Consider the following 18,671-nt stretch of genomic DNA (forward strand, 5'->3'; position numbering starts at 1 on the left):
CAATTTTAATTTAAATCGATAATCATGGCGGCCCTCGCCGGAACTGTCATCGCGTCGGTGTAGTTCCACGCTTCACCAGAAATAATCTCCGTTCCATTTTTAGCACCGTTAAGACCTTCAACAAAACGCGAAAGCTCAATATTTTTATCTTCTTCCGAATTGTTCAACACCACCATCACCCTATCAGCATCGGTATAGCGGAAATACACATACACCTGATCCATGGGAATATACTGCAATGTTTCACCAGCATGAATCGCAGCATTCTCCTTTCGCCAATTCAGAATTGTCGACACCAAGTTGTGATATTGCTGTTGGGTTTCATTTCGACCTGCTTCCGTAAATGCATTCTGCGTATCGCCAGGCCAACCACCAGGGAAGTCGCGACGAATATCGCCATCGCCTTTTTCTTCCTTATTCCCCATCATGCCAATTTCGTCACCATAGTAAAACTGAGGAATCCCTCGAACGGTAAAGACCAAAGTCATGATCTGTTTAAACACATCAAAATCGCCATCATACAAGTCGTTAATACGAGTCGTATCATGGTTGCTGGCAAAAACCATCAGATTATTGACATCGGGATATAGGAAATCGTTGGCAAAATTATCATAGGCGCGAATCATGCCCTTGTCCCAGCCTTCTGTTTCGGTAAACATTACATTGATGGCATCATGTAAAGTGAAATCCATCACTGCGGGAAGATGTGAGTTAAACCCTTGCAACGCCCCAATCTTACTATCACCTTGCCAATATGAAATCTGCGCTTGATCGTGCATCCAAACCTCTCCAATAATAGTGAAATTTGGATATTCGTCCATGATAGCTTTCGTCCATTTCGCAATAGGTTCCTTATCGTTATACGAATAGGTATCGACTCGGAAGCCCCCTAAATCTGCATATTCGATCCACCAAATCGCGTTTTGAATCATGTATTGCAATAGCAACGGATTCTCTTGGTTCATATCGGGCATGGTAGTATCGAACCAGCCTTCCATACAGCCTTCGGCATCAATTTCAGATGCATTGGGGTCGAACTGTGTGGTCATTCGGTAATTGCTTCGCTTAAAGCCATTTTCCCCTTCTGGCCAATAATGAATCCAATCCTTCATCGGCAAATCCTCAATCATCCAGTGTTTGCTTCCCCAGTGATTGGTTACATAATCCATAATTAGATGCATATCACGCTTTCTCATTTCAGCAGCTAAACGAGCATAATCCTCATTAGTACCGTAGCGCGGATCGATCTTGTAGTAATCGCTCTGGGCATAAGTATGATAGCTATACACCGGCTCATTGTCTTCGAGAAGTGGCGTGCTCCAAATGGCGGTAAAGCCAAGGTTATCTATATAGTCTAAATGATTGATAATGCCTTGGATATCGCCTCCATGGCGACCCCCATCAAAACTTCGGTTTACCTTTTCTACGGTGTCATCGGTGCTATCGTTGTTTGGATTACCATTCGCGAATCGGTCTGGCATCAAAAGGTAGATGGCATCGCTGGAGCTGAAGCCTTCACGAGTAGCGGAATTTTGTTTTCTAGCCTTCAACTCATACTCGTAATTTACTGTTGAAGCACCCTTTTTTGTAAGTTGAATAGGATAAGTTCCAGCATCCAGTCCGTTAGTTTCAACCGTTACGAACAGGTAATTGGGATTTTCAACTTTCTTGACTTCTGAAATCGGCATACCATCGATACTGACTTCATAGGTTGAAATATTTTCACCATACAGCAAAATATCGATTTGTGAAGTATGCATATCGCTCCACCAAAACGGTGGTTCCACTCGTTCCAACTGTGCAAAAAGTGAAAAACTGAATAGAAATACTAAAAATGATAGCTGCTTCATATCGTTACTTCGGTATTGGGAGAGAGCTTCATCGCCTCTCCATTCACATTAATCTCAAGCTCCTTTTTACCTTTCACACAAAAACAGTGGTGCTCCTGCCCTACCTTCACCGTAACGATTGTTCCCCGGAAATTGATCTTAAACGAATATTCCTTCCATTTCTTCGGAATTTGAGGTGAAAAGTGAAGCTTTCCATCACGAACACGCATGCCAGCAAAACCTTCTACGATACTCATCCATGTTCCCGCCATACTTGTAATATGGCACCCTTCATCGACCTCTTTATTATAGTCGTCCAAATCAAGTCTAGAAGTTCGTAGGTAAAACTCATAGGCCTGTTCCATGCGCCCTAACTTCGCCGCCTGAATACTGTGTACACAGGGCGAAAGCGATGATTCATGTACGGTAAGCGGTTCGTAGAAATCGAAGTGTTTCTGCAATGCTTCTTCTGAAAAGTGATCTTCAAAAAAGTAGAAGCCCTGTAAGACATCGGCTTGTTTAATGTAGGCTGAACGAAGGATTCGGTCCCAAGACCACTTCTGATTAATCGGTCGCTGCGCTTCATCTAATTGCGAAACGGGCACCAATTCCTTATCTAAAAACCCATCCTGTTGAAGGTATACGCCTAATTCTTCTGAATAGGGAAAGTGAAGGTTCGAGGCTACCTTATTCCAATCGCTTACCTCCGTTTTCGAAAGGTTCGCTTTTGAAGTAATGCGCTCATAATCCTTTGTATGGTGCTGTTCAACCCCTTCCAACATTTCGGTGGCATACTCGATACACCACTTTGCACAGTAATTCGTATACCAATTGTTGTTGATATTGTTTTCGTACTCGTTCGGACCCGTTACGCCCAAAATCACATACTTGTTCTTGGCCGTAGAGAAATTCGCCCGTTGGTGCCAGAATCGTGCAATAGCAATCAACACTTCCAGTCCTTTTTCGGGAACATAGCTGGTATCGCCAGTGTATCGCGTATAGTTATAAATCGCAAAAGCAATGGCAGCGTTTCGATGGATTTCCTCGAAGGTAATTTCCCATTCGTTATGGCTTTCCTCTCCATTCATCGTCACCATCGGATACAAGGCTGCTCCATTCGTAAAGCCAAGCTTTTCGGCGTTTTCAATTGCTTTTTCAAGGTGGTTATAGCGATAGACGAGTAGGTTTCTCGCTACTTCATCATTTTTGGTGGCCATATAAAAAGGCAAGCAGTAGGCTTCGGTATCCCAATAGGTACTTCCGCCATATTTTTCACCGGTGAATCCTTTGGGACCAATATTTAGTCGCGCATCTTTCCCAAGATAGGTTTGGTTTAGTTGAAAGATATTAAATCGGATTCCCTGTTGTGCCTTTACGTCGCCATCGATGGTGATGTCGGCCATTTCCCAAATTTTTGACCAAGCTTCTTTCTGTTGTTGAAGCAGGGTATCGAAACCGATATCAGTAGCTTCCCTCAAAACGCTTTTAGCCGCGCTTTTAAGTGTTGAAGGGGTATGGTTCAATGAAACCGCGTAGCCAGCGTATTTAAACAAGGTTGCCGTTTCTCCTTCCTCGACAGTAGTTGTGTAAGTATGGCGAACAGCACGGTCGGTCGTTTTTGTTTCCGGCGTTTGCTGAAGATGCCTTCCATTTTGAAAAAGTTGTGCTTCCATATAGGTACACACATGAAAATCGGTCTTCATGGTTCGAGAGTGAATAAAAGCTTGATTTTCTTCAGATGCTACCTCAGAAACATCCCAGAACTTATCATCCCAGTTGCTATCTTCATTCGTAATACCACCATCCAAATATGGCGTGAATGAAACTTCAGCAGACTGGTTCAGCGGTGTAACAGCATAGTTGATGCAGCCTAATTCATCCTTATCTAGGTGAAGAAAACGTGTACTGACAACCTCTACTTCAATATCGTTTGGAAGCAAGGCCACAAACGATCGTTGGTACCAACCTTCCTTCATATTCAGTTCTCTTTTGAAATCGCGAATCTCTTTACAGGTATTTAGGTCAAGTATTTCACCATTTATGGTAACCTTGATTCCAATCCAGTTAGGAGCGTTCAATACTTTGGCGAAATATTCAGGATATCCATTTTTCCACCAACCCACACGGGTTTTGTCGGGATAATACACTCCGGCGATATAGCTTCCCTGAAAGGTCGGACCGCTATAGCCCTCTTCAAAGTTGGCCCGTTGGCCCATGGCACCATTACCAAGGCTAAACAAGCTTTCTGACGATTTCACACGGCCCGGCTCGAAGCCTTCTTCAATAATCGACCATGCGTCAGGTTGTATATAATCTTGATTCATGTTATCTATCATTGTCGAACTCAGTCGACCTATTTTATTGCTGTATCAGCTTATTCAAAAATTCGTTATTCATTTGCGTAAAATCGGAAAACACGTGGTCGGCCGTATTCAAAACGCTGGGATCGCCAATGCCAATACTGACCATTCCTGCGGTATTGGCCGCTTCGATTCCTGCGACCGAATCTTCAAAAACGATGCAGTCCATCGGAGCGATATCCAATCTTTCCGCAGCCTTTAAAAACACTTCCGGATTCGGCTTTGCCTTGCTAACATCAGTTCCATCCACAATAGTTTGAAAACGATGTATCAGCTTCACTTTTTGAAGAATAGTTCTAGCATTCTTACTGGCAGAACCTAGGGCCATCGGTTGTTCATTATCTTCTAAAAATCGCAACACTCGTTCTACATCGGGTAATATCTCCGTTTCACTCATGGTATCGATATGCGATAGGTAATCGGTGTTTTTTGAATCCATCAGCTCTTGGAACCGTTCTTCCGAAAGGGTTGTATTTCCCCATTCCAATATCTTTTCTAGGGAACGGACGCGACTTACACCTTTCAATTGTTCATTTTCTTTTTCAGTAAAAGAGATACCGATTCCTGCGGCCAATTTCTGCCAAGCTAGGAAGTGGTATTTTGCCGTATCGACAATCACGCCATCCAAATCGAATATGAAACCTTTCTTATGTTGCATCTATGTTCATTTTTTTCACAGTGGTAACGCGAAGCGTTAGTATTCCCGATAATATCATGGCACATCCTCCTATAATTAAGGCGTAAATAGGTTCGTTATTGAAAAACTCCTTCACCAAAAACCCTAAAATCGTAGCTGCTACAATCTGCGGTATTACGATAAAGAAGTTAAAAACACCCATAAAATAGCCCATTTTGGCTGCTGGCAGCGAGCCTGAAAGCATGGCATATGGAATAGACAAAATACTTGCCCAGGCTACTCCCACGCCGACCATCGCAAGCAAAAGTCCCACTTTATCACTTAGGAAATAGATAGAAATCAATCCGATACCCCCCATACCCAAGGCCAAGAAGTGCGTAAACTTATTACTGGTCCGTTTCGCCAGCACGGGCAATAGGAATGCAACAGCGGCTGCAACACCGTTGTAAACGGTAAACATTACATTCACCCAATCGGCTGCATCGTTATATAACTTTGAAGTCGTATCGCTGGTTTCAAAAACATGTCCGGTTACAGCCTGAGTGGTATAGATCCACATACTAAAAAGGGCGAACCAGGAGAAGAACTGCACCCATGCCAATTGTTTCATGGTTTTGGGCATGTTCAACATATCGGTAATGATAATCGTGAAGCCGTTTCGAGTGTTTTTCTTACGTAGTAAGGCAACTGTAAGGAACATTAATCCTACCGCAATTAAGCCAACAAATAGTATATATAACTCTTTAGTAAGCGACTTGGAATAGATATAATAGGTGATTGCACCTCCGAACAGCATCATGAGAATGCCTGCCCATTGTTGTTTTTTAATGTTTTTCTCGCGATCGATGGTAGCTGGCCGAAAATTAGGGGAACGTTCCACCTTGGCTTTTTCGAAAGCTTGTAATTGTTCAGGTGAATATTCTTTAGAACGGAAGACCGTCCATAGCACTGCCAACAAAAAGACAATTCCGCCCACATAGAACGACCACTTCACCGATTGCGGAATAATTCCCTCCGGCGCGGTATTATCGAGTCCGATCCAATTGGTAAAAATATAGGGTAATAAGGATCCTACGACGGCACCTATTCCGATAAAGAAACTTTGCATAGCAAATCCAAGCGTACGCTGACGGTCTGGAAGGTTGTCACCTACGAAAGCACGGAAGGGTTCCATGGATATATTAATAGAAGCATCCATAATCCAAAGGGTTCCCGCCGCTACCCATAAGGTTGGGGAATTCGGCATAATGAAGAGAGCGATAGATGAAAGAATGGCTCCAACCAAAAAGTACGGACGGCGTCGTCCGAGCCGGTTCCAGGTCCGATCACTAAAATAACCTATAATAGGTTGAACGATGAGTCCTGTAACCGGAGCTGCGATCCAAAGGATTGGAATATCCTCCACATTCGCACCGAGGGTTTCGAAAATACGAGAGGTATTGGCATTTTGTAGTGCAAATCCGAATTGGATGCCCAAAAAGCCGAAACTCATGTTCCATATTTCCCAAAAGGAAAGACGTGGTTTTTGCATATCGATTGCTTTAACAATAAAGCCTCGAAAGCGCAGAAATGCTGTGCATTTGCGACGTATCAAGACGTGTTAGGTAGGAAGTAAGCACACAATCTTTGATGCGTCTAGGCGGTAAAGATAGGTAAATTTTGGGTTTGACTATGTTAAAATTAGGAAGTGGACTTGCGTTCGACCAGTTCCGTTTCGATAACGACTGTTTCAAATGGCGGGTCAAAATTATCCTTTTCTAATCGGTCAATTAACAGGGCGGCAGCTTTTTGCCCTAATTGTTTTCCGTGTTGACTAACAGTTGTTAAGCTTGGGGTTGCGTATTTTGAAAGGACACCATCCGTAAAACCAATTACCTTAAAATCCTTTGGAATATCCTTTCCGAGCTGCATGGCCGCTTTCATGGCAGTAAGGGCATAGATTTCATTTACGGCGAACAGCCCATCAATAGCAGCATTTTCCATTAAATAGGTCTTAATAACCTCTTTTAACTGCGATAGGTTTTCTTCACGATTTAAATCGTCGGCTAATTTCAGGATATGATCTTCACGAATTTCCAGGTTCGCTTCCTTCATCGCCTTTCGGTAGCCTTTGGTTCGGAGCTTCCCAACATTTACATGGTCTTCGGTAGTGAGAATCCCGACATTCTTACATTGAAGCGAGAGCAATTTTGCTACTGCTTTTCGGGCTCCTTCTACGTCATCGACAATTACCTTATCACAAGCCACGGAATCGATTGCACGGTCGAACATTACGATTGGCATGCCTTGGTCGATGGTTTCATTAAGGTGATGATAATCCTTTTTTAGTTGGGTTTCACGGGCGACTGACATGATAAAGCCATCGATACTGCCATTCGCCAGCGTTTCCATACCGGTCACTTCCTTCGAAAACGATTCATTTGAAAGTCCGATAATGACGTTATATCCACGTGAATTCGCTACTTCTTCAATCCCGCTGACGACCAATGTGAAGAAATGGTGAACGATTTCAGGAATGATGACCCCAATGGTCTTTGTCTTGCGATTCTTAAGGCTAAGCGCAATCTTATTCGGCCTATAATTATAGAGGGTTGCGAAGGCTTTCACCTTCTGACGGGTATCGTCGCTTATTTCAGGACTATCGCGAAGCGCCTTTGAGACTGTAGATATAGACACATCCAATTCCTGGGCAATTTTCTTGAGGGTCAATTTCTGCATGGGAATTTCAGCAATTTTCTTCTAAAGTAGTTAAAGAATTATCACTTTCAAAATAATAAAGTGTGGAAACCTCAATATTACAGGGCTAAAATGAGAAAATGTTAAAGTTTTAAAACTTATCAACACGAAAACGTTTTCGTGACATGCTGTATTAAGGAATTGTTAAAAATGTAATAAAAAATCATTTACATTTGGTCGAGGAAGTAAGCAGATAGTCTTTGCAAACCATTGTAAACTAATTGATTAAATATGAAAAAACTCCTTGATAATTTACTGTTCCTACTTTTGATGGTTCCGGCAATAGCTTGGGCCCAATCGACAGTTTCGGGAACTGTTACAGAAGCTTCAAGCGGTATTCCCCTTCCAGGGGTGAATATTGTCGAAAAAGGCACCACCAATGGAACCACTACCGACTTTGAAGGAAACTATACATTGACCAACGTAAGCGATGATGCTGTGTTGGTTTTTTCATATGTGGGGTATACGAAACAGGAAATTGCCTATACGGGACAATCTTCTATCTCTGCAGAACTAAGCGAAGATAGTTCGGTATTAGACGAAGTACTCCTTATTGGATATGGTTCTACGACCAAGCAAGATGCCACAGGAGCTGTTTCCAGTGTTTCAAGTGAAGAATTTAACGAAGGCGCCATTGTTTCACCAGAACAGTTATTAGCGGGAAAAACAGCCGGTGTTAGCATTACCTCTGCGGGTGGTGCTCCTGGTAGTGGGTCGGAAATTCGTATTCGTGGCGGTTCTTCCTTATCTGCAAATAATAGTCCTCTGATCGTGGTAGATGGTATTCCATTAGACCAACGCGGTGTGCAAGGAGTGCGGAACCAATTAAACAGTATCAACCCTAATGAGATTGAAGAGTTCACCATCTTAAAGGATGCTTCGGCTACCGCCATTTACGGTTCTCGAGCTTCCAATGGGGTAATCCTTATCACCACCAAAAAGGCGAAGAAAGGAACACCCTTCACCATAGATTACAATTTCCAGTTCTCTGTTGAAGAGAAAATAGACAAAGTAGATGTGTTCTCGGCTTCAGAATTCCGCGAGTTAGTAGAAAACAATAGCGATGTAGCTGATGTTACACTACTTGGAAATGCGAACACCGATTGGCAGGAAGAGATTTATAAAACAGCTACCGGCGGGATTCACGATATTACCTTCTCGCAAGGATTCGAAAATTTCACCTACCGTGTTAACTACAACAATACGAACAAGGAAGGAATTCTTCGTCGCGACCTGTATAGAAGGAACGCGATTAATCTAAACCTAACCGGAAGTTTGTTCGATGACAACCTGAAGTTATACCTAACGTCTATCGGAAGTTTCGACGATAATTATTACGCCGATGAGGGTGCGATTTCGAATGCAGTGCGATTCGATCCTACACAACCGATATTTCAACCCGGCAATCAGTTTGGAGGATATTTTGAATATACCAATCCAGATGGTGGTGTAAATACACTTGCGCCTCGAAACCCGGTAGCACTGTTGGAGCAAAACGATAACAAGGCCCGTAACAAACGAAACATTACAAACCTAAAGGCAGAATACCGTTTTCACTTTTTGCCAGCGTTAAAGTTTACCACGAATGCTGGATATGATTATTCTGAAATTGACGGAAAGCAGTTTATTTTGGCAGAATCTGCCACCCAACAGGATGGTCTTTATCAAAACTTCTATACCGGCTTCAATAGAAATCAAAATTTAGATTTATTCCTCAATTATAACAGCAATGTAACTGCCATCAATACTGATGTTGATGCCACTGTGGGACACTCCTATCAGGAATTCTATGTTGAGTCTGATCTTCAGGTGACTGAAAATGGGGTCTTGGTAACGCGACCTACAACCATTGACAGAAATGCTTTAGAGTCCTATTTTGGGCGCGTTAGTTTAGACATCGCAGACAAATACTTGCTTTCCGCTAGTTTCCGACGAGATGGTTCTTCCCGTTTTAGTGAAGACAATCGTTGGGGTAACTTCCCAGCGGCATCAGTAGGTTGGAAAGTTAAGAATGAACCTTTCTTGGAAGATTTCAATGCCATTTCAAATTTGAAAATTCGCGGTGGTTATGGCGTTACCGGTAACCAAGAAATTGGTCAGAATTATGGATATCTAGGGGTGTATTCTCCTGGACAACAAACCGCTAGTGTTCAGTTTGGAAATACTTTTGTGAATACCCTTCGTCCCGAAGAATTTGATGAAAATTTGAAATGGGAGGAGACCACACAATATAACGCTGGTATTGATATTGGTTTCCTAAACAATAATTTAAATATTTCCTTCGATGGTTACTATCGTGAAACCGATGACCTACTAGCAACGGTTCCAGTACCAGCTGGTTCGAACCTTTCGGATCAATTGGTTACAAATGTTGGATCTACTACGAGCCGTGGATTGGAATTGGGTGTTACCGCCAATATCTTCAATACTGAAAATTTTAGTTGGACAATAAATACAAATGCCACTTTACAGGAAGTTGAAATCCAAAGCTTAAACCTGAGCGACGATGAAGAATTCTTTATCCCTCAGGGTGGAATTTCTGGTGGTGTAGGAAATACGGTTCAATTGTGGAAGCCGGGGTACGATCCCACTACCTTCTTTGTATTGCGACAAGTCTACGACGATGCCGGAAATCCTATTGAAGGTGCCTACGTTGATGTGAATGGCGACAATGCGATTACAGAAGAAGACAGACAGCCATATAAAAAGGCTACTCCCGATGTGTATATGGGACTTACAAGTAATATGAGTTATAAGAATTTCAACCTAAGCTTTACGTTTAGGGGCAACTTTGGAAACTATATTTATGATAATGTAAGTTCGGCAACAGGTTTCTATCAAGAACTTCTAACACCAAATGGCGATGGATACCTACGAAACGGTAGCCCAGATGTGTTAAATACGAACTTTCAGTCGGCACAATTCTTTTCAGATTATTATATTAGAAGAGCTGATTTTGTGAAACTTGACAACATTTCCCTCTCGTACAGAATTCCGTTCGAAACGCTTACCATGACGGCAAGTGTTACTGGCACAAACTTACTGACCATTACAGAGTACGACGGACTAGACCCTGAGATCTTTGGCGGTATCGACGATAATTTCTATCCGAGACCTCGAGGCTTCATCTTTGGACTAAACTTTACTTATTAATAATAAAGAAACGCTATGTATAAAAATGTAACCAAGTACCTATTTCTTTTCTTGCTTAGCATGACCTTTGTTGCTTGTGAAAGCGACTTGGAATTGCTTCCAGAAGATGACAGAAATACATCGAACGTCGCGTTTGAAGATCCTGCTGCTTACCGCGCATTTCTTGCAAAGATTTATGCGGGTCTCTCCCTCAGCGGCCAAATAGGCCCTGCGGGTAATCCCGACCTTATTGGTTTGGACGAAGGCTTTTCAAACTATTTGCGACTGTATTGGAAAATGCAGCAACTTACCACCGATGAAGCAGTTATCGGTTGGAATGACGGAACGATTCGCGATTTACATGGGCAAACCTGGACCTCAGGCAATGAGTTTATCAGAACCATGTATACTCGAATCATGTACCAAGTAGCTCTTTGTAATGAATTCTTACGGCAGACCACTTCAGACGTACTCGATTCCAGAGGTGTTAGCGGTCAACTTCGTGAAGACATTCAAGATTACAGAGCAGAAGCTCGGTTTATGAGAGCGTTAAGCTATTGGCATATGATGGATCTGTTTGGCAACCCACCTTTTGTAACAGAGGAAGATCCAATTGGTGCCTTCTTACCACCACAAATACAGCGTACCGAATTGTTTAACTATGTTGAAAGTGAGTTGCTAGAAGTGGAATCAAATATCATCGAGGCTGGCAATAACGAGTATGGTCGTGCAGATAGAGCCGCTGTTTGGTCATTATTGGCAAAACTATACCTGAATGCTGAAGTATATACAGGAACTGCGCGATATGGCGATGTAATTACATATTGTAACAATATCATCAATTCTGGCAACTACAGTATTGCTGACGTGCCTTACGGATACTTATTCTTAGCCGACAACGATAGTAATGGGTCACAGGTTGAAACTATCTTCCCTGTTCCTTTCGACGGCTTGAATACGCAATCGTTTGGAGGTATGACCTTTATGGTACACGCGCCTGTTGGAGGTAGCATGGATCCTTCTTTCTTCGGAATTAATGGAGGATGGTCTGGAATCAGAACGACTTCAAACTTTGTAGAGCAGTTTCCAAATGAAGAAAATTCTGCCGACGATAGAGCCAATTTCTACACCGACGGTCAAACGAAAGAAATTCAGAATATCGCAACATTTACCGATGGATTTGCGGTAATCAAATACCGAAATGTTGACGTAAATGGTAATCCTGGGTCCGATCCAGATGACCATCCCGATACCGATTTTCCAATGTTCCGATTGGCTGATGTTTACTTGATGTATGCTGAAGCACATCTACGCGGAGGCGGAGGAAGCGCTGCAACCGCAGTGGCGTATATCAATGAATTACGCGAACGTGCCTATGGCGATACAAGCGGAAATATAACGAGTGGCGACTTAAACTTAGATTTTATTCTGGATGAGCGCTCACGCGAATTGCATTGGGAATGTCACCGAAGAACCGACTTAATTCGATTCGGACAATTCTCCGATCAAGGAATCTGGCCTTTTAAGGGGAATGTACCTCAAGGTACTACTACCGAACCATTCCGAGATCTGATGCCAATACCTTCAACCGACTTAGGTGTTAATACCAATCTCGTTCAAAATCCAGGATACTAAACATAATCATCAAAATTTCAGAAAATGAAAAAACTATCAATATTTTTCCTCGCCTGTGTAGCGGTACTCTCATTCTCCGCTTGTGAAACAGAAGACGATGTGGTTTTTGTAGTACAGGAACCTTCTGAGGATATAGTCTTTACGAACACTCCTGCAAGCGAATATGCGTTAACCCAGGAAACATCCGATAACCTTGCAGAGCGATTTGTATGGAACGAACCTGCCTTAAATGTTCAAACTCCTATTAGCTACGAGGTTCAAGGCTCTATTTCTAGCGATTTCGAGTCGGTAGATTACAGCTCGAATACCATTACGGAAACAAACCATGCTGTGAAGGTTGGCGACTTATATGCTATGGCCGAATTACTTGGATTGGATAACGATCCAAATACCAATGGCGACGATGGCAACCCAAATAACGAGGGCACAGTTTACTTTAGAGTGAATGCCTTCGTTGGGGATACCGGGTCAGAGGTGATCTCAACTTCTGAAACCATGGCACTTTCCATTCGAATCATTGAAATTACAGATGATGGTGGAAGTTCTGGTGTTGAAGTTTCTCCATGGGGAATTGTAGGTTCCGCCTATAACGATTGGGGAAATGCCGGTCCCGATGCTCCCATGTACACCACAAGCGAAAGCAACGTCTTTGTAGCGTATGTTTTCTTGAAGGATGGTGAAATGAAGTTTCGTGAAAACAACGATTGGGCTGTGAATTATGGCGATACTGGCGCCGATGGCACAATTGAATTGGACGGAGACAACATCGTTACTACCCAGGGCGATTATAAAGTAACGTTGAATTTGAACGACAATACTTATACAATCGAGCCATTCTCATGGGGTATAGTAGGATCTGCCTATAACGATTGGGGCGGAAACGGACCCGATGCAAAAACATACTACGACTATACCACCAATACCTTTAAGGTAGGCGTGAAATTGTTGGACGGAGAAATGAAAATCCGTTTTAACAACGAATGGAATCAAGACTATGGCGATACTGGTGCAGACGGTACATTAGATGCTGGAGGCGACAATATCGTAGTTACTGCTGGATTCTATATGTTGAGTTTCGACCTAGAAAACCTTACTTACACTATCGAAGAAGCTGAACTTTGGGGAATCGTAGGTTCTGCATGGAACGACTGGGGGAATGCCGGTCCCGATGCAAACTTAACTGAAGTTAATCCTGATATTTGGGTAATCTCTGGTATTACGTTAATGGACGGTGAATATAAATTCCGAATCAATGAAGACTGGGCAAACAACCTAGGTGATACTGGCGCCGATGGTACCCTGGAAGCCGATGGCGATAATCTTATGGCTACTGCTGGAGTATATTCTTTCGAAATCGACTTCAGTTCTGGGACGCCTACCTATATCATTCGTTAGAAAACACTATTTAGTTACTAGTACATTCCACTGATTAATTTTGTTGACAGAAGGAGGGCCATTCAAAACCCTCCTTTTGTTTTATACCGAAAAAGAAAAATATGAAACGATTATTTACAATACTAACGCTACTATGCTGTCTTAGCCTTTCGGCACAGATTCAAACCGCTACATTTAGCGTAGATCCACCGACATTCGAAGCTACCGAAGAAATTACGGTCACCGTAACCGATATCGACCCAAGTATATGGGGCGTTTCCGATATTTACCTTTGGGCTTGGTACTTCGATCTTGATGACAATAATGCTGGCGATTCGCCTACCAATGGTTCTTGGACCAACAGCGATGAGAGTCAGAAGTTTACCGATAATGGCGATGGTTCCTATTCTTACACCTTCACTCCTTCTGTTCTCTATGGAACTTCAGATATCGGACGTATTGGAATACTCGCAAAAGCCAAAGATGCCAGCGATATGGGCAATGGAGAACGGAAAACACAGGATCATCTTGTTGAAGTGGGCGGTTTCGAATTGGTCGTTACGCAACCTTCAACCGAGATCAGCATTGTACCCACGGGCACCAATTTTTCAATTGAAGCGAATACTTCAGAATTGGCAAATTTTGAAGTATTTGCAAATGGAAACAGTATCGATAACGAAACCAACAGCACTAACTATTCAAACAATTATACCATCAATGAGGACACCTATTTCGAACTCGTTGCAACGGAGGTTAGCAGTGGTAACCAAAAGACGGCCGCCTTCAATGTAATTCTAACTCCAAACACTCAAAACCTTCCTGTACCCGCAGGAATGGAAGACGGCATCAATTGGGATGCCAATAATCCCAATACCGCAACCTTTGTACTTTTCGCCCCGAATAAAGATTTCGTTCACCTGGTTGGAAATTTTAGCGCTAACGAATGGCAACTCTCCAATGACTATCTTTTGAATAAGGATACGAGTACTAATCGATTTTGGATTACGCTAAATAACTTGGATGAAGCACCAGACGATTTTTTGTTCCAATATGTCATTGAGGCCGATATCCGTGTGGCAGACCCTTATGCTACCTATATTTTGGATGAATTCAACGATGCTTTTATTGAAGCAGATACCTTTCAAGACATTCCTGAATATCCTAACGGAAAAACCAATCATGCCGTTACCTGGTTCGAAACCAACCCTGAACCCTACAATTGGCAAGTAACGGATTTTGAACGACCGGAACAATCGGAACTAGTGGTGTACGAACTACTCATTCGTGACTTCGATGCGGACCATAGTTTTGAATCGCTTATCGATCGACTGGAATATCTGGACAATTTGGGTGTGAATGCTATTGAACTGATGCCAGTCAGTGAATTCGATGGCAATATCAGTTGGGGCTATAATCCGAGTTTTCATATGGCATTGGACAAATATTATGGTAACAAAAACTCCTTTAAGGCCTTTGTAGATGCTTGTCACGAACGCGGTATCGCCGTTATTTTAGATGTGGTATACAACCATGCTACGGGTCAAAATCCCTACTTCCGAATGTATAACGATTGTAATGGTTGTTATGGCGGACAGGCAACGGCTGAAAATCCAATTTTCAATGTTGAGGATCCGAATTCCACATTCTCCTTCTTTAACGATATCGACCACGAATCTGTGGAGACGCAGTATTATGTCGATCGCTTAAACAAGTTTTGGCTAGAAGAATACAATATCGATGGCTATCGATTCGATTTTACCAAAGGGTTCACGAACACACCAGGCGATGGCGGTGCTTATGATGCATCGCGAATTGCGCTTTTGCAACGGATGTATGATGAAATTAGAAGTGTTGACCCTTCTGCCTATGTGATTTTAGAACATTTCGCTCCAAACGAAGAAGAAACCGAACTGATTGAATATCAAGCGACATCGAATCCCGATGAACCGGGAATGATGGTCTGGAGCAATCATAACTTCCACTATAATGAAGCCACAATGGGCTATAATAGCAATAGTGACTTCTCTTGGATTAACTATCAAAACAGAGGTTGGGACACCCCTTCAAATATCGCGTATATGGAAAGTCATGATGAGGAACGCTTGATGTATAAGAATTTGGAATTCGGTAACAGCGAAGGAAGCTACGATGTAACCGAATTGGCAACGGCTACGGACCGTGTAGAAATGGCGGGGGCTTTCTTTTTCACCATCCCTGGGCCAAAACTGATATGGCAGTTTGGCGAATTGGGATATGATTTTAGCATCAATTATTGTGAAGATGGGAGCATCAATAACGCATGTCGGGTAGATCCAAAACCGCTACCCTGGCCGCTTGGATATAACACCCAGCAAGATCGAAACGATCTCTACCATGCGTTTCGAACTTTTATCGGACTTCGCCAGCAGAATCCAATTTTTCACACCGATACGTTTAGTTTAGATGTTGGAAATGCGGATGGGGTCAAAAAGATTCATTTGGAAGACCCTTCAGCAACGGGTGACGAGATTCGATTTGTAACGATTGTTGGGAATTTTAGCGTGTTCGAACAAACCTTCAATCCCGAGTTTCAGGAAACGGGTACATGGTACAATATGATGGATGGTAGTGTAATTACCGTAAACAACACTAACGAACCCATTACGCTAGCGCCGGGAGAATATTTCATTTATGCCAATGAAGAATCTGTATTGAATACCTCAAATGTATCGTATAGCACAATTGAAATGTACCCTAACCCTACCGCAGATAGTGTATATTTCACTGAAAATGCCACTGAGATTATGATTTTTGATGCGCAGGGTAAAACGCTATTTGTTCAATACAGTTATAATGCAAATTCACCAATAGATCTTTCAGGATTACCCATCGGACTTTATTTCGCTAAGGCGTTAACTAATAACGGATTAGAATCTTTTAAAATCTTAAAGAAATAAAAATACGTGTATGTACGTATGGTGTAGCCTCATTTGTTGCCCTATATTTGAAGGTGTATTAGTGAATAGGTAACGCCTCAGGATTTTTTGTGGGGATAAAGAATTTTGAACGTTACTCTTTAAAAATTTACTAGTTAGGTTTGTTACTAAAGCGTCTCTTTCCAGAGACGCTTTTTTTGTGTGCTAATTTTTCTGTGGAAGAATTGAAAACTCGATTTTAGAATCGTGGTACACCGTATGTGTCTGTTTTTTGAAATCGTCTTCAGAAGCTTCAAAAATGTTTGGAACATAGGTTTGCGGATTGATATCGACATATGGAAACATCGTACTCTGCACCTGTATTTGAATTTTATGCCCTTTTTTGAAGGTGTGGTGCACATCCTGAAGTTTTACGGTAACCGAGGTTTTCTTGTTGGGTTCGAATGGTTCCGGTTTACTAAAGTCATTTCGAAACCGACCGCGCATGACTTCACTCCTAACCATCATATGGTAATTGCCCATTTTTAAATATTCTTGCGTCTCGGGATAGTCTTCCGCATCGGGTGGATACACATCAATCAACTTTATCGCCCAGTCGGCTGCCGTTCCCGTAGTGGCTACTTGTAATTTTGCCATGATATCGCCTGCCAGCGTCATGTCATCGTCCAATACCTCCGTTTCATAAACTAACACATCGGTTCTACGGGCAGCGAAGCGTTGATCGTCGGTCATAAACTTTCGTGGCGTAAATACCATCTTAATATCTTCAGAATAGGGAACTGGTTTTTTTGGATCGCTGATAAAGCTTTCTGAGCCATTTGCTGGTTTTTCAGAAATCAGATCCTGATTCCCTCCCAACCAAAAGGTTTTGTTTTGAACAGCTTTCGGTGGCCATTCGGTATATTTCTTCCACTCTCGAGCGCCGGTATCATACATGTACGCTTCGGGAAAGTCGGTAGTGTTCGATCCAGATCCTTTTAAAAAGTGGTTGAAAAATGGGGTTTCAATATCGCGTTGAAAATGAAGCGAGATATCTTCACCAAAAAATACATTTCCGATAGCTTGGCGCTTCTTCGTGCGTGCCCAATCGCCATGGCTCCACGGGCCGAAAACAACTGTATTATAATTATCGCTTCGATTTTCGATGTTCTCATACGTTTCAAAAGGACCGTATAAGTCTTCAGCATCGAACAAACCGCCAACCACCATTACCGCTGGCTTGATGTCTTCCAAATGCTGAATAATTCCTCTCGAACGCCAAAATTCGTCATAATTTGGATGCTCTTTTAGCTGTTGCCAAAATACATTCGATTCGTCATAATACTTGTCCAAATTCGATAAGGGTCCTACATCCAAAAAGAACTGATATTGATCTTCGGTACCCAATTCAGGGAAGTCGTACCAAGCGTCCTTGGTAGGTTCCGTTTTATCATATCCGAAAACAGCCGTTGCACGCCAATAGCTCAATAAATACGAACCATTATGATGAAAATCATCAAAATAGAAATCGCCGATACACGCCTGAGGCGACGAAGCCTTCAGTGCTGGATGCGCATCCAATAAGGAATAAGTGGCATAAAACCCTGGGTACGATATTCCCCAGGTTCCCACCTTACCATTATTGTTCGGCACGTTTTCAACCAACCAATCAATTGTATCATAGGTATCGCTTGCTTCATCGGTTTGATCGCCCGTTTTATTCGGAATATAAGCGCGCATGTTATCGTACACACCTTCACTCATCCATCGGCCGCGAACATCCTGGTATACTACGATATAGCCATCTTTCATCATAAACTCGTTCGGACCAATCTTCGAACGGAATTGGTCTTCACCATATGGTTTACAGCTATACGGCGTTCGTTGCATAATGATGGGATATTCCTTGGAAGTATCCTTAGGCGCATAAATAGTAGTGAAGAGCCTAACCCCATCGCGCATGGTGATGTAGGTTTCAGTTTTGTCGTAATTATCGCGAACATAATCCTCATCCTGTGCCCAAATCGTATGAACAAACACGACAAGCACTATCCATAAAATTCTTTTTTTCATA

The 18,671-nt window shown here is 42.5% G+C and carries 10 protein-coding genes; 4 read left to right on the plus strand and 6 right to left on the minus strand.

All coding sequences use genetic code 11. The annotated features are described in order from the left end of the window. Positions 1–5: 5 nt before the first annotated feature. From I4Q58_RS13290 to I4Q58_RS13310, 5 genes are all read right to left on the minus strand, one after another. Positions 6–1,850 carry a glycoside hydrolase family 13 protein gene (locus tag I4Q58_RS13290; RefSeq protein ID WP_203296382.1) on the minus strand — a complete coding sequence of 615 codons (1,845 nt, stop codon included), beginning with the start codon at positions 1,848–1,850 and terminating at the stop codon, positions 6–8. Further along, positions 1,847–4,153: a glycoside hydrolase family 65 protein gene (locus I4Q58_RS13295; RefSeq protein ID WP_203296383.1), complete on the minus strand. Its 2,307-nt coding sequence runs from the start codon at positions 4,151–4,153 to the stop codon at positions 1,847–1,849. The genes I4Q58_RS13290 and I4Q58_RS13295 overlap by 4 nt, the downstream gene beginning before the upstream one ends. Before the next feature lie 34 nt (positions 4,154–4,187). Then, on the minus strand, positions 4,188–4,847 hold the full coding sequence (pgmB, locus tag I4Q58_RS13300) for a beta-phosphoglucomutase (RefSeq protein ID WP_203296384.1): 660 nt from the start codon (positions 4,845–4,847) through the stop codon (positions 4,188–4,190). Further along, positions 4,837–6,357 (minus strand): MFS transporter, encoded by a 1,521-nt coding sequence (locus I4Q58_RS13305; protein WP_203296385.1) that lies wholly within the window; start codon positions 6,355–6,357, stop codon positions 4,837–4,839. Before I4Q58_RS13305 ends, pgmB begins: the two co-directional genes overlap by 11 nt. 149 nt (positions 6,358–6,506) lie before the next feature. Next, the gene (locus I4Q58_RS13310) at positions 6,507–7,544 is read right to left on the minus strand and encodes a LacI family DNA-binding transcriptional regulator (RefSeq protein WP_203296386.1); all 1,038 of its coding nucleotides are present in this window, start codon (positions 7,542–7,544) and stop codon (positions 6,507–6,509) included. A gap of 249 nt (positions 7,545–7,793) precedes the next feature. On the opposite strand from I4Q58_RS13310, the gene I4Q58_RS13315 reads away from it, so the two are divergent. The 4 genes from I4Q58_RS13315 (at position 7,794) to I4Q58_RS13330 (ending at position 16,639) form a co-directional block, all read left to right on the plus strand. Then, entirely contained in the window at positions 7,794–10,715 is a 2,922-nt protein-coding gene (locus I4Q58_RS13315; RefSeq protein WP_203296387.1) for a SusC/RagA family TonB-linked outer membrane protein, read from the plus strand. A 15-nt stretch (positions 10,716–10,730) separates the two neighbouring features. Then, complete coding sequence (locus I4Q58_RS13320; RefSeq protein WP_203296388.1) at positions 10,731–12,329, plus strand: RagB/SusD family nutrient uptake outer membrane protein; 1,599 nt, start codon at positions 10,731–10,733, stop codon at positions 12,327–12,329. 24 nt (positions 12,330–12,353) lie between these two features. Continuing rightward, positions 12,354–13,724 (plus strand): SusE domain-containing protein, encoded by a 1,371-nt coding sequence (locus I4Q58_RS13325; protein WP_203296389.1) that lies wholly within the window; start codon positions 12,354–12,356, stop codon positions 13,722–13,724. A 101-nt stretch (positions 13,725–13,825) separates the two neighbouring features. After that, a complete protein-coding gene (locus I4Q58_RS13330) occupies positions 13,826–16,639 on the plus strand; it encodes an alpha-amylase family glycosyl hydrolase (protein WP_203296390.1) in 2,814 nt (937 codons plus the stop codon). 183 nt (positions 16,640–16,822) lie between these two features. Here the strand turns inward: I4Q58_RS13330 and I4Q58_RS13335 are convergent, their stop codons facing one another. Next, the gene (locus I4Q58_RS13335; RefSeq protein WP_203296391.1) at positions 16,823–18,670 is read right to left on the minus strand and encodes a CocE/NonD family hydrolase; all 1,848 of its coding nucleotides are present in this window, start codon (positions 18,668–18,670) and stop codon (positions 16,823–16,825) included. Position 18,671: the final 1 nt, after the last annotated feature.

Origin of the sequence: Luteirhabdus pelagi (genome assembly GCF_016827595.1) — a bacterium.
Taxonomy (GTDB): Bacteria; Bacteroidota; Bacteroidia; order Flavobacteriales; family Flavobacteriaceae; genus Luteirhabdus; species Luteirhabdus pelagi.

Coding starts and splice junctions, on each gene's coding strand:
- I4Q58_RS13335 (WP_203296391.1), bottom strand. CDS start 18,670: ATGAAAAAAAGAATTTTATGGATAGTGCTTGTCGTGTTTGTTCATACG.
- I4Q58_RS13330 (WP_203296390.1), top strand. CDS start 13,826: ATGAAACGATTATTTACAATACTAACGCTACTATGCTGTCTTAGCCTT.
- I4Q58_RS13305 (WP_203296385.1), bottom strand. CDS start 6,357: ATGCAAAAACCACGTCTTTCCTTTTGGGAAATATGGAACATGAGTTTC.
- I4Q58_RS13325 (WP_203296389.1), top strand. CDS start 12,354: ATGAAAAAACTATCAATATTTTTCCTCGCCTGTGTAGCGGTACTCTCA.
- I4Q58_RS13320 (WP_203296388.1), top strand. CDS start 10,731: ATGTATAAAAATGTAACCAAGTACCTATTTCTTTTCTTGCTTAGCATG.
- I4Q58_RS13310 (WP_203296386.1), bottom strand. CDS start 7,544: ATGCAGAAATTGACCCTCAAGAAAATTGCCCAGGAATTGGATGTGTCT.
- pgmB (WP_203296384.1), bottom strand. CDS start 4,847: ATGCAACATAAGAAAGGTTTCATATTCGATTTGGATGGCGTGATTGTC.
- I4Q58_RS13290 (WP_203296382.1), bottom strand. CDS start 1,850: ATGAAGCAGCTATCATTTTTAGTATTTCTATTCAGTTTTTCACTTTTT.
- I4Q58_RS13315 (WP_203296387.1), top strand. CDS start 7,794: ATGAAAAAACTCCTTGATAATTTACTGTTCCTACTTTTGATGGTTCCG.
- I4Q58_RS13295 (WP_203296383.1), bottom strand. CDS start 4,153: ATGAATCAAGATTATATACAACCTGACGCATGGTCGATTATTGAAGAA.